General features: G+C 38.8%; 15 protein-coding genes and 3 tRNA genes. 4 read left to right on the forward strand and 14 right to left on the reverse strand.

Annotated elements, in window-relative coordinates:
* The first annotated feature begins 29 nt into the window (after positions 1–29).
* The 4 genes from mglB to RDV53_RS01285 all read left to right on the forward strand — a co-directional run bounded on the left by mglB (position 30) and on the right by RDV53_RS01285 (position 4,371).
* Entirely contained in the window at positions 30–1,025 is a 996-nt protein-coding gene (gene mglB / locus RDV53_RS01270; RefSeq protein ID WP_005696654.1) for a galactose/glucose ABC transporter substrate-binding protein MglB, read from the forward strand.
* Positions 1,026–1,105: 80 nt separating this feature from the next.
* Positions 1,106–2,620 (forward strand): galactose/methyl galactoside ABC transporter ATP-binding protein MglA, encoded by a 1,515-nt coding sequence (gene mglA / locus RDV53_RS01275; RefSeq protein ID WP_032822630.1) that lies wholly within the window; start codon positions 1,106–1,108, stop codon positions 2,618–2,620.
* Between the two features lie 18 nt (positions 2,621–2,638).
* Entirely contained in the window at positions 2,639–3,649 is a 1,011-nt protein-coding gene (gene mglC / locus RDV53_RS01280; protein WP_005696656.1) for a galactose/methyl galactoside ABC transporter permease MglC, read from the forward strand.
* Positions 3,650–3,714: 65 nt separating this feature from the next.
* The gene (locus RDV53_RS01285; RefSeq protein ID WP_005696657.1) at positions 3,715–4,371 is read left to right on the forward strand and encodes a class I SAM-dependent methyltransferase; all 657 of its coding nucleotides are present in this window, start codon (positions 3,715–3,717) and stop codon (positions 4,369–4,371) included.
* Positions 4,372–4,406: 35 nt separating this feature from the next.
* Here the strand turns inward: RDV53_RS01285 and iscX are convergent, their stop codons facing one another.
* From iscX to pal, 14 genes are all read right to left on the reverse strand, one after another.
* A complete protein-coding gene (iscX, locus tag RDV53_RS01290; protein ID WP_005696658.1) occupies positions 4,407–4,601 on the reverse strand; it encodes a Fe-S cluster assembly protein IscX in 195 nt (64 codons plus the stop codon).
* A complete protein-coding gene (gene fdx, locus RDV53_RS01295) occupies positions 4,601–4,942 on the reverse strand; it encodes an ISC system 2Fe-2S type ferredoxin (RefSeq protein WP_005696659.1) in 342 nt (113 codons plus the stop codon). Before fdx ends, iscX begins: the two co-directional genes overlap by 1 nt.
* Positions 4,943–4,987: 45 nt before the next feature.
* On the reverse strand, positions 4,988–6,844 hold the full coding sequence (gene hscA / locus RDV53_RS01300) for a Fe-S protein assembly chaperone HscA (RefSeq protein ID WP_005696660.1): 1,857 nt from the start codon (positions 6,842–6,844) through the stop codon (positions 4,988–4,990).
* Between the two features lie 40 nt (positions 6,845–6,884).
* Positions 6,885–7,571: a DUF2625 domain-containing protein gene (locus RDV53_RS01305; RefSeq protein ID WP_005696661.1), complete on the reverse strand. Its 687-nt coding sequence runs from the start codon at positions 7,569–7,571 to the stop codon at positions 6,885–6,887.
* Between the two features lie 75 nt (positions 7,572–7,646).
* Entirely contained in the window at positions 7,647–8,168 is a 522-nt protein-coding gene (gene hscB, locus RDV53_RS01310; protein WP_005696663.1) for a Fe-S protein assembly co-chaperone HscB, read from the reverse strand.
* 9 nt (positions 8,169–8,177) lie between these two features.
* Complete coding sequence (gene iscA / locus RDV53_RS01315; protein WP_032822628.1) at positions 8,178–8,501, reverse strand: iron-sulfur cluster assembly protein IscA; 324 nt, start codon at positions 8,499–8,501, stop codon at positions 8,178–8,180.
* 50 nt (positions 8,502–8,551) lie between these two features.
* Positions 8,552–8,935: a Fe-S cluster assembly scaffold IscU gene (gene iscU / locus RDV53_RS01320; RefSeq protein WP_005696665.1), complete on the reverse strand. Its 384-nt coding sequence runs from the start codon at positions 8,933–8,935 to the stop codon at positions 8,552–8,554.
* 54 nt (positions 8,936–8,989) lie between these two features.
* A complete protein-coding gene (locus RDV53_RS01325) occupies positions 8,990–10,204 on the reverse strand; it encodes an IscS subfamily cysteine desulfurase (RefSeq protein ID WP_005696666.1) in 1,215 nt (404 codons plus the stop codon).
* A 63-nt stretch (positions 10,205–10,267) separates the two neighbouring features.
* Positions 10,268–10,723, reverse strand: a complete 456-nt coding sequence (gene iscR, locus RDV53_RS01330) for a Fe-S cluster assembly transcriptional regulator IscR (protein WP_005696667.1) — start codon at positions 10,721–10,723, stop codon at positions 10,268–10,270.
* A 59-nt stretch (positions 10,724–10,782) separates the two neighbouring features.
* Positions 10,783–11,502 carry a tRNA (cytosine(32)/uridine(32)-2'-O)-methyltransferase TrmJ gene (gene trmJ, locus RDV53_RS01335; protein WP_005696668.1) on the reverse strand — a complete coding sequence of 240 codons (720 nt, stop codon included), beginning with the start codon at positions 11,500–11,502 and terminating at the stop codon, positions 10,783–10,785.
* A 118-nt stretch (positions 11,503–11,620) separates the two neighbouring features.
* Positions 11,621–11,696, reverse strand: a tRNA-Lys gene (locus tag RDV53_RS01340).
* Between the two features lie 30 nt (positions 11,697–11,726).
* A tRNA-Lys gene (locus RDV53_RS01345) sits at positions 11,727–11,802 on the reverse strand.
* A gap of 25 nt (positions 11,803–11,827) precedes the next feature.
* Positions 11,828–11,903 (reverse strand) — tRNA-Lys (locus RDV53_RS01350).
* A 178-nt stretch (positions 11,904–12,081) separates the two neighbouring features.
* Entirely contained in the window at positions 12,082–12,549 is a 468-nt protein-coding gene (pal, locus tag RDV53_RS01355; RefSeq protein ID WP_005696669.1) for a peptidoglycan-associated lipoprotein Pal, read from the reverse strand.
* Positions 12,550–12,572: the final 23 nt, after the last annotated feature.

Below are 12,572 nucleotides of genomic sequence, written 5' to 3' on the forward strand. Positions count from 1 at the left end.
AAATCACTTTCTCTGATAGGAGCGTTTTTATGAAAAAAACAGCAGTATTAAGTGCGGTCGCTTTAGCAATCGGTTTAGGTTCAGCAACTTCAGGTTTTGCAGCCGATAACCGTATTGGTGTTACCATTTATAAATATGATGACAACTTCATGTCATTAATGCGTAAAGAAATCGATAAAGAAGCGAAAGCTCTTGGCGGTATTGAGTTATTAATGAATGACTCTCAAAATGCACAATCTATTCAAAACGACCAAGTAGATGGTTTGCTTTCTAAAGGTGTAAAAGCCCTAGCCATTAACTTAGTAGACCCAGCAGCAGCTTCAACTGTTATTAAGAAAGCTAAACAAGATGACATTCCTGTTGTTTTCTTCAATAAAGACCCAGGTGCAAAAGCAATTGGTAGCTACGATCACGCTTACTATGTTGGTACCGATCCGAAAGAATCAGGTTTAATCCAAGGTGATTTAATTGCAAAACAATGGAAAGCTATGCCAGCCTTAGACTTAAACAAAGACGGTAAAATCCAATATGTATTATTAAAAGGTGAACCTGGCCATCCAGATGCGGAAGCACGTACTAAATATGTAATTGAACAATTAAATGCTAAAGGTATTCCAACCGAACAATTATTTATTGATACCGGTATGTGGGATGCAGCAATGGCTAAAGATAAAGTGGATGCATGGTTATCTAGCTCTAAAGCTAACGAAATTGAAATGATCATTTCAAACAATGACGGTATGGCGTTAGGTGCGTTAGAAGCAACCAAAGCACACGGTAAAAAATTACCAATCTTTGGTGTGGATGCATTACCAGAAGTACTTCAATTAATTAAGAAAGGCGAAATTGCTGGTACCGTGTTAAACGATGGTGTTAACCAAGGTAAAGCTGTTGTTCAACTTTCTGCAAACCTTGCTAACGGTAAAGCAGCAACAGAAGGTACAAAATGGAAATTAGAAAACCGTGTTGTACGTATCCCTTATGTTGGTGTGGATAAAGATAACCTAAGTGAATTCTTAAAATAAGAAAATCTATTGCTTTTCTTTAATTTTAGGGGGGAAAGGAAACCCAAATTCCCTTTCCCCCCTTTTTGATGAGGTTGGATATGACAACTCAAACCCAAGACAATGATGTACTACTGACGATGACGGATGTCAGTAAGTCTTTCCCCGGTGTAAAAGCCCTTGATCACGCCAATCTAACAGTTCGTTCTCACTCTGTTCACGCCTTAATGGGTGAAAACGGGGCGGGAAAATCGACATTATTAAAATGCCTCTTCGGAATTTATGCAAAAGACGAAGGAGAAATTTTATTCTTAGGCAAACCTGTTGATTTTAAAACATCAAAAGAAGCCCTTGAAAATGGGATTTCAATGGTTCACCAAGAACTTAACTTGGTGCGTCAAACCAGCGTAATGGATAACTTATGGTTGGGTCGCTACCCACTTAAAGGTCCTTTTGTGGATCACGCCAAAATGTATCGTGATACCAAAGCGATTTTCGATGAATTGGACATTGATGTTGATCCAAGAGAAAAAGTGGCCAAACTTTCCGTTTCACAAATGCAGATGATCGAAATTGCGAAAGCGTTCTCTTATAACGCTAAAATCGTAATTATGGATGAGCCAACATCCTCACTTTCAGAAAAAGAAGTAGAACATCTTTTCAAAATTATTCAAAAATTAAAAGATCGCGGTTGTGGCATTATTTATATTTCACACAAAATGGATGAAATCTTCAAAATTTGTGATGAAATCACCATTCTTCGCGATGGTAAATGGATCAATACCGTTCAAGTTAAAGGCACCACTATGGAAGAAATCGTTTCAATGATGGTTGGCCGTGAATTAACACAACGTTTCCCAGAAAAAACAAACGTACCAAAAGAAATCACGCTTGAAGTGGAACATTTAACAGCGGTAAACCAACCGTCTATTCAAGATGTTTCCTTTAATTTACGCAAAGGTGAAATTTTAGGTATTGCGGGTCTTGTTGGTGCAAAACGAACCGATATTGTGGAAGCCATTTTTGGTGTACGCGAATTAAAAGAGGGGACGATCAAGCTCAACGGAAAAATCGTGAAAAATCATACCGCACTTGAGGCGATTAACCACGGTTTTGCTTTAGTAACTGAAGAACGTCGCTCAACCGGGATTTATTCAAACCTAAGTATTGAATTCAACTCTTTGATTTCAAATATGAAATCTTACCTCACTCCTTGGAAATTGCTCAGCAATAAAAAAATGGCAAGCGATACACAGTGGGTGATTGATGCGATGAACGTTAAAACCCCTTCTCACAAAACAACGATTGGCTCGCTTTCTGGTGGTAACCAACAAAAAGTGATTATCGGCCGTTGGCTTTTAACCCAACCAGATATCTTAATGCTCGACGAACCAACTCGTGGTATTGATATTGGGGCAAAATTTGAAATTTATCAGCTCATTCAAGAACTCGCTAAAAAAGATAAAGGCATCATCATGATTTCATCAGAAATGCCGGAATTATTAGGCGTAACAGACCGAATTTTGGTCATGAGTAATGGTCGTGTTGCAGGCATCGTTGAAACAGCAAAAACGTCTCAAGAAGAAATTTTGCAACTTGCCGCAAAATATTTATAAATCATAAAGGAACAAATTATGAGTGCCTTACAAAAAAATAAATCATTCGATTTCTTAAAACAAAATGCGATTTATTTTGTGTTGTTGATTTTACTTGGCATCATCATCGCACAAGATCCAACATTCTTGAATGTTCGCAACTTTAGTAACATTTTAACTCAATCATCTGTCCGTCTCATTATCGCCCTAGGTGTTGCAGGCTTGCTTATCACTCAAGGTACCGACTTATCTGCCGGTCGCCAAGTAGGTTTAGCAGCGGTTATTTCTGCTACCCTCTTGCAATCAATGGAAAACATGAACCGCGTGTTCCCTGATTTAGGTGAAATTCCTATTCCAGTAGTTATCCTGACTGTTTGTGCAGTAGGTGCTGTAATCGGCTTAGTGAATGGTTTAGTTATCGCTTATCTCAATGTAACCCCGTTCATTGCAACCATGGGTACCATGATCATCGTTTACGGTTTCAACTCACTTTATTATGATGGCGTAGGTGGCTCACCAATTGCAGGTTTCAGTGAATCTTTCTCTAACTTCGCACAAGGCTTCTTCAGACTTGGTTCGTTCAAATTATCCTACATCACTATTTATGCGGCGATTTGTGCATTCTTAGTTTGGGTAATGTGGAATAAAACACGCTTCGGTAAAAATATCTTTGCTATCGGTGGTAACCCTGAAGCAGCAAAAGTATCTGGCGTAAACGTAGCGCGTAACCTTGTTGTGATTTACATGATTGCCGGTATGTTCTATGCATTCGGTGGTATGTTAGAAGCAGGCCGTATCGGTAGTGCAACCAACAACCTCGGCTTCATGTATGAATTAGATGCGATTGCTGCCTGCGTGGTAGGTGGTGTATCTTTCGCAGGTGGTGTGGGTACTGTTATCGGTGTTATCACGGGTGTTATCATCTTCACCGTTATTAACTACGGTTTAACTTATATCGGTGTAAACCCTTACTGGCAATATATCATTAAAGGTAGCATTATCATCCTCGCGGTGGCTATTGACTCCTTGAAATACGCAAAGAAAAAATAATTAAAAACAACGATAAAAATAACCGCACTTTAGTAATAAAGTGCGGTTTATATTTAGGATTTAAAATGTCAAACAGCGTAACTAAAGATAATTTGACTGTCAGTTTCAGTACTGACTGGTTTACTCATAATATCCCTTCTCTATCCTATATTTTTGAACAATTTACGCCTAAAAGAATCTTAGAAATTGGCTCATTTGAAGGGCGTTCAACTCATTTTTTTACTGAGGAAATGCTTAAATACCATAATGAAATAGAGATTCATTGTATTGATTCTTGGGAAGGTGGATTAGAGCATCAAGGAAAGTGGGATATGGGTTCTATTGAGCAATCTTTTAATGAGAATATTCAAACATTAATGATTTATGCCAAACAATGCGGAAAATCCCTTAACATTATCAAACATAAAGGATATTCCCATACTAAAATGATTGAACTATTAGCAAAAGGCGAAGCTGGAAAATTTGATTTTATCTATGTAGATGGTTCTCATGAAGCCCCAGATGTACTGTTCGATGCTATTTTAGCCCATAAATTAGTAAAAAATAATGGGATTATTGCTTTTGATGACTATTTATGGAGCCCAGAAGAAAATGGAAAACAAAACTACTACCACTTAGTAAAACCTGCTGTTGATGCTTATGTCAATATCTATCAACAAAAACTCCATGTTTTACAAATGTTGCCAGTTTACCAACTTTATATACAAAAACTATCAGATTAACTAATTAAAAATATAATAAGCCTGTGTAATCAGGCTTATTCGTATTCATCTAACCATTTCAACAAAATCGCTTCAAGAATACTCTCGTTAGATTTCATTGGGTCATCATCGAAATCTTCTAATTCACAAATCCATTTATGTAAATCCGTGAAACGTACTGTTTTAGGATCTAAATCCGGATTACGATCATACAGCTCTTCTGCGATAAGTTGTGCATCCGTCCATTTCATTAGTGAGCCGCCTCATTCGCGTGGTTAATATTATATTTAGGGATTTCCACAACTAAATCTTCATCGCCCACGACACATTGGCAAGAAAGACGGCTATCCATTTCTAAGCCCCATGCTTTATCCAACATATCTTCTTCTTGATCGCTTGCTTCATTTAATGAATCAAACCCTTCACGGATCACAACATGGCATGTTGTACAAGCACAAGAACCATCACAAGCGTGATGAATTTCTACACCCGCATTATGTGCCACTTCTAATAAGTTATCTCCAGCTGCCGCATCAACCACCATACCCTCTGGGCAAAATTCTTCATTCGGTAAAAAAATCACTTTTGGCATATTACTTTCCTCAATATAAAAAACTTGTTAATTTATAACCGCACTTTATTGCTCAATATCTGACACAAATTTACCTGTCAGCGCTTGATTAATGGATTTATTCATGCGTCTTGCCGCAAATTCTTGAGTTGCCACATCAAGAGCTTTAATTCCCTGCGCAATTGCATGACGATCTGTACCTTCTTTTACATCCATTAATTGTTTCAATGCATGTTCAATTTGATGGAATTCAGATTCGGTTAATAAGTCTGCCCCATCTTGTTGCAATGCCACAATTACGCTATCAATCACACGATTAGCCTCAACGCGCTGCTCGGCTAATTCACGAGCTTGCATATCATCTTGTGCATTATCAAACGAGGCCTTAATCATTGCCGTTACTTCTTCATCGGTTAAACCATAAGAAGGTTTAATTTGAATTGATGCTTGGACTTTAGTGGATTTTTCCATGGCGGTTACACTTAATAAGCCATCTGCATCCACTTGATAAGTCACACGAATATGTGCGGCACCTGCTACCATTGGTGGAATGCCACGCAACGTAAAACGACCTAAAGAACGGCAATCATCCACTAACTCACGTTCCCCTTGTACCACGTGTACCGTCATCGCAGTTTGGCCATCTTTAAAGGTAGTAAACTCTTGTGCGCGAGCCACTGGAATCGTGGTGTTGCGTGGAATAATTTTCTCCACTAAACCGCCCATGGTTTCAATACCTAAAGAAAGCGGCACCACATCGAGTAACAACATATCACTGTCATTCTTGTTGCCCACTAAAATATCTGCTTGAATTGCCGCACCTAAGGCAACTACTTTATCAGGATCAATTGATGTTAATGGGGTTTTACCGAAGAACTCTCCTACTTGCTCACGAACATAAGGCACACGAGTTGAGCCACCAACCATAACCACTTCTTGCACCTCTTCAGCTTCAACATTCGCATCTTTTAATGCACGCCGGCAGGTTAATAAAGAACGTTTAACCAATGAATGGATTAATTCATTGAATTGCTCACGACTTAATTCACCTTCAAATCCACGCCAAGAAATGACCGCACTTTGTGCACTTGTTAAGGCAATTTTAGTTTGTGTAGCTAAACTTAAAAGCTCACGTTGCTCATTTACATTTTGTGGTTGAATACCCGCTTGCTCAACAATCCAATCGGCAATTAAATGGTCAAAATCATCACCACCTAAGGCTGTATCTCCGCCTGTTGCTAACACTTCAAACACGCCTTTGGATAAGCGTAAAATCGAAATATCAAAGGTACCACCACCTAAGTCATAAACAGCGATGACGCCTTCTTTTCCACTATCTAAGCCATACGCCACTGCTGCAGCAGTGGGTTCATTTAATAAACGTAATACATTTAACCCGGCAAGGCGTGCTGCATCTTTTGTACTTTGGCGTTGAGCATCATCAAAATACGCGGGAACAGTAATCACCACACCAGAAAGCTCACCCGCAAGGCGTTGTTCTGCAATATGATTTAAACGAGATAAAATATCTGCAGAGACTTCAATCGGGCTTTTTTTTCCTTGATGCGTGACCAATAATGGCAACCCATTTTCACTTGCTACAAATTCATACGGCAAATTGGTATAACGAGCTTGCACATCACCAAGGCTACGTCCAATCAGACGCTTCACAGAAATAATCGTATTTTTAGGATCGACTGTTGCTTTTGCAAATGCTTCAGTACCAACAAGTTTTTCATTTTCACCATAATAAACGACTGAAGGCACAAGGCTTCTATCTTGTTCATCATTTAAAATGGTGGCTTGACCGCTACGCACAGCGGCAACTAAAGAATTCGTTGTACCTAAATCAATTCCTACTGCAAGACGATGTTGATGTGGTGCAGCCGTTTGTCCTGGCTCTGCAATTTGGAGTAATGCCATATCTCTTTTTATCTCTAATAATTAATTCGTTAAAGGCTGGTTATGCCACTGAATAAGCTTGTGCAAATTTATCTTGTTCGGTGAAACTTGCGTTGTAATGGGTTTCTATGTTGACTTCGCGTCGTTCACGCTGATTAATATCAGTCGTCTTATCTTCTGCAAGCTCTGGTGTAAAAACAATCATGTGGTTGCCATCAAGTTGTTTTACATCTTCTTGCCAATTTTGCCAGAACAGATTTTGGTAAAATGCTTCAATGTCACCATTTAATGCCCAAGCTAAGAAATCCGTATAGGTAAAATTTAAATCATGCCAAGTTAAGTCTTTCGGTGAAAAATAGTAAATCTTGCCGAGATTATCCCCTAAAGAACCACCATTTAAGGCAAAATACCCCCCAATGACATCATCTGCAACGAGCAAATATTTCGGTTTATCACCTGATTGATTAAAGGATTTGCTGAAATTCCAGTCCATTAAGCCACGTGGTAATTTAAAATTACCTGAACCCAATATACGCAACCAACCATGATGGATTAAGATGCCACCGGTTTCATAAATCACCGCGCCCATCGGAGAAGAAGTAGGCATTTGCATGGTGAAAAGCTCACGTTCAGCACTGGATTGATCTTTTTTAATCACTTCACAATGATTACGAGCACGCTCAATCCATTGGAAAATGGTTCCCCAAGCAGATTTTGAGGCATCAGTCAGTTGTTCTAAAGTTTGCATAATCGAATTTCATCAGTATGAGGGGCTGCTGCCCATTTATCAATAGCGAAAAGGGCGTATTAAACGCCCTCAAGATTATAATTCAAATAGACGTTCTTCTACTTGGCTAATTTCATCCGCCAATTTTTTTAGAAAACGTAATTTATCGCAGAACTGTGCAGCAGTTGGCCATTGTTGCTCATTAAGCTGTGCTTCAAGTGCGGTCAACATTTCTTTTGTTTCTTTTTTGACGCGTTTTGCAAAGGATTCTAGTGCATTTTCATCCTGACTTTGCTCTATGTTTTCGAGCTCTTCTCGCCATTCTAATTGCTGCATTAAAAATGTGACATCTTGCGTACTCTTTTGCTCTAAATCCTGTGTTTTTCCCGTATTTAACGCGATAATCGCTTCCGCACGCAAAATTGGGTCTTTCAAGGTTTTTAATGCATCATTAACTTCTGTGGATTTTTGCATTGCAATGCGTTGTTCTTGCGCATCTGCCGTAACAAAATTATCCGGATGCAAACTCTTTTGAAGCGCTAAATAACGCTCAGACAAAAGGGCTTGATCAACATTGAAAGCAACGGGTAAATCAAAAATAGCAAAAGGACTTGTCATCTTTATTCCTTAAACATGGAAACTTTCACCACATCCACATGATTCTTTCACATTTGGATTGTTATATTTAAAGCCTTCGTTCAAGCCTTCTTTGACATAATCTAGCTCAATACCATCTAAATAAACCAAGCTTTTTGGATCGACTACCACTTTCACGCCATGCTGCTCAAAAACAAGATCGTCATCATTGAGCACATCTACGAATTCAAGCACATAGCCTAAACCCGAACAACCTGATGTTTTCACACCTAAGCGTAAACCGATGCCTTTTCCACGATTTTCAAGAAAAGTACGAACTCGTTGTGCCGCTTTTTCAGTGAGTGTTATAGACATATTCTGATCCTTAAATTGATAAAGTGCGGTTATTTTCAACCGCACTTTGATTACTTACCTTGTTTATTTTTATAGTCAGCAATAGCGGCTTTAATTGCATCTTCTGCTAAAATTGAGCAGTGAACTTTTACCGGTGGTAATTCAAGTTCTTCCGCAATTTGACTATTTTTGATTGCACCTGCTTCATCTAAAGATTTGCCTTTTACCCATTCGGTGATTAAAGAACTTGATGCAATCGCAGAGCCACAACCATAAGTTTTAAATTTCGCATCTTCAATAATGCCGCTGTCATTTACTTTGATTTGTAATTGCATAACGTCACCACAAGCCGGTGCGCCAACCATACCCGTTCCTACTGAATTATCTTTTTTATCCATCGAACCTACGTTGCGTGGATTTTCATAATGATCAATAACTTTTTCGCTGTATGCCATATTATGTTCCTTTCCTAAATAAGTTGCTATCAGGCGGACTAGCCGCCTTGAAAATTAGTGGGCTGACCACTCAATAGTATTTAAATCAATGCCTTCTTTGAACATATCCCAAAGTGGTGACAATTCACGAAGTTTTGCTACTGCATTACGTGTTAAATTAATGGTGTAATCAATTTCTTCTTCCGTTGTCCAACGACCAAGTGTGAAACGAATTGAGCTATGTGCTAATTCATCATTACGACCTAATGCACGTAGTACATAAGATGGCTCTAAACTCGCTGAAGTACAAGCCGAACCAGAAGAAACTGCTACATCACGCAATGCCATCATTAAGGATTCACCTTCAACATAGTTAAAGCTGATATTTAAATTATTTGCTACGCGGTGTTCCATTGAACCATTTACATAGGTTTCTTCAATTTCTTTCAAACCATTATATAAACGATCGCGTAAAGCTCTGATACGCGGAATCTCTGTCGCCATTTCTTCTTTTGCAATGCGATAAGCTTCACCCATACCCACAATTTGGTGTACAGGTAATGTACCAGAACGCATACCACGCTCGTGACCACCACCATGGATAATGGCTTCTAAACGAACACGCGGTTTACGGCAAACATATAATGCCCCGATACCTTTTGGTCCGTATAATTTGTGGCTAGACATTGACATCAAATCAACCGGTAATTCAGCAAGATTAATTTCTACTTTACCGACACTTTGGGTCGCATCTACGTGGAAAATTGTTTTGTTTGCACGGCAAAGCTCACCAATTGCTTTAATATCCTGGATCACGCCAATCTCATTATTCACGTGCATAATTGACACAAGAATAGTCTCTGGACGCAATGCAGCTTTGAATTTCTCAAGATCGATTAAACCATCTTCTTCTGGATCTAAATAGGTCACTTCAAAGCCTTCACGCTCTAATTGACGGCAAGTATCCAATACAGCCTTGTGTTCAGTTTTGCAGGTGATAATGTGCTTACCTTTTGTTTGATAAAAGTGTGCAGCACCTTTAATAGCAAGGTTATCGGCTTCTGTTGCTCCTGAAGTAAACACAATTTCACGTGAATCTGCACCAATCAAATCCGCAATTTGATTACGTGCAATATCAACCGCTTCTTCAGCTTGCCAGCCAAACTTATGTGAACGAGATGCTGGATTACCGAATACACCATCAATGGTTAAATATTCCATCATTTTTTTAGCTACACGTTCATCCACTGGACATGTTGCTGCATAATCTAAATAAATTGGTAATTTCATTTTCACTCCTAAATAACTACTAAAAATGCTATCAACTCGACCGCACTTTAATCTACTTTCCCATTATTGGTTGACTACAATTAAGTCATCAAAATCTTTGTGAGCTTTATGCTTCCCAGTTTTTTTCTCTACAAGCTCAGCTAATGTAATCTCATCTAAAAAATCAGAAATGCGATCACTTAAATCTTGCCATAAAGAATGAGTTAAACACTCCACTCCGCCTTTGCAATTTCCTTTACCAAGGCATCTTGTCACATCAATGTTCTCATTTACGGCAGAGATCACCATACCAATAGAAATTTGATCGGCTGACAATGCTAAACGATAGCCACCACCTGGGCCACGAACGCTTTTTACTAATCCACCACGACGCAATTTTGCAAATAATTGCTCAAGATACGAAAGTGAAATATTTTGACGTTCTGAGATATCCGCTAAACAAACAGGATTTGTTCCTGCATGTAGTGCGATATCTAAAATTGCGGTAACCGCATATCGTCCTTTAGATGTTAGTTTCATAAAGCATCCCTATAAATCGCCATCTAGGTAGTTTACCTATCTGACTATGATAGTCAATTTTACTCTTTTTGCAGATTAAGGCGTTTTTCAACCGCACTTAACATTCCTCGCAAAATATTTAATTCATTTTTTTCTAGAGAAGAACGGTTATAAAGTCGTCTTAACTTTTGCATAACCCCTTGATTTTGAATAAAACCAAGAGACAGATACACCTGTTCCGTATGAGCAAAAAAATACTCCATTTCTTGTGCTGTTGGATAGATATCTTCTATCATTGAAAGTGCATTTTCCGTTTTATCTTTCGCTAAAAATGCCATTCGCATTTCATAACTTACCAACTGTACTGCCATCGCTAAATTGAGCGAAGAATATTCAGGGTTAGCAGGGATATTTAAATGATAATGACATTTAAGTAATTCTTCATTTGTGAGTCCAACACGCTCACGACCGAACACGATCGCTACTTGCCCTTGATGTGCACTGGCTTTCTCTGCACACTTTCTTGGGTCAATCAGCGTGCTCTGTAAATGACGTAATCTTGCACTCGTACCAATCACTAATGAGCAATCTTCTATTGCTTGTTCAAAAGTATCAACAATGTGGGCATTACGCATGACATCATCAGCGCCTGCTGCTAATGCAATAGATTGCTCATCCACTGATTTTGGTGAGACCAAATAAAGATTGGATAATCCCATTGTTTTCATCGCACGCGCTGCTGAACCGATGTTCCCACTATGTGATGTTTCAACCAAAACAATTCGAATATTTTGTAACATTTTATGCCCGACTTAAATTTGTGGATATTCTACCATAATAACCGCTAAATATAGTCAAGAATTTAAAAAAATTTTTACTTTTTTATAAATTTATTAACACATGGAAAGAAAATGTGATTGGTGGGCTGTGAGAGACTCGAACTCTCGACCGACGGATTAAGAGTCCGCTGCTCTACCAACTGAGCTAACAACCCAACCGGTTAAATAATGATCTGTAAAATAGATGGTGGGTCGTGAAGGATTCGAACCTTCGACCAACGGATTAAAAGTCCGCTGCTCTACCGACTGAGCTAACGACCCATTTGGGAATTCTTCGAAATAAAAGTGGTGGGTCGTGAAGGATTCGAACCTTCGACCAACGGATTAAAAGTCCGCTGCTCTACCGACTGAGCTAACGACCCACATCATTTCGTAACAGGTGCGTATATTACCGATTTTATTTTCTGACGCAAGAAAAATCTGAAGAAATTGTGTTAATTGTGTGAATACTCGTCAATTTCTGCCAATATCTTAGAACAAATAAAAAAGGAGAGTATTTCTACTCTCCCTTCTTATAAGAATCAAAATTCTCTAAAAATATTAGTATGCTAACACTGCACGACGGTTTTTAGAGTATGCCGCTTCATCGTGACCTAACACTGCAGGTTTTTCTTCACCGTAAGAAACAGTTGATACTTTACCAGCATCAACACCTTTACCAGCTAAGAAACCTTTAACTGCATCAGCACGACGTTGACCTAAAGCGATGTTGTACTCTGGAGTACCACGTTCGTCAGTGTTACCTTCAACAACAACTTTAGAAGCTGGAGTTGCATTTAAGTATGCAGCGTGAGCATCTAAGATTTGAACGTATTCACCTTCGATGTTGAATTTGTCGAAACCGAAGTAAACGGTGTTGTAACGTTGTTGAAGATCTTCAACAGAGTAACCACCGAAAGTTTGACCGTTGTTAGCACCGTTGCCTGCTGCATCGTTGTTTGATGAGCTACATGCTGCTAATGCAGCTACTGAACCAGCAACTAATAATGATTTAACAAATTTGTTCATTAGATTTCTCCTCAATGAGTTTT

Origin of the sequence: Haemophilus parainfluenzae ATCC 33392, from assembly GCF_031191205.1 — a bacterium.
Lineage (GTDB): Bacteria > Pseudomonadota > Gammaproteobacteria > Enterobacterales > Pasteurellaceae > Haemophilus_D > Haemophilus_D parainfluenzae.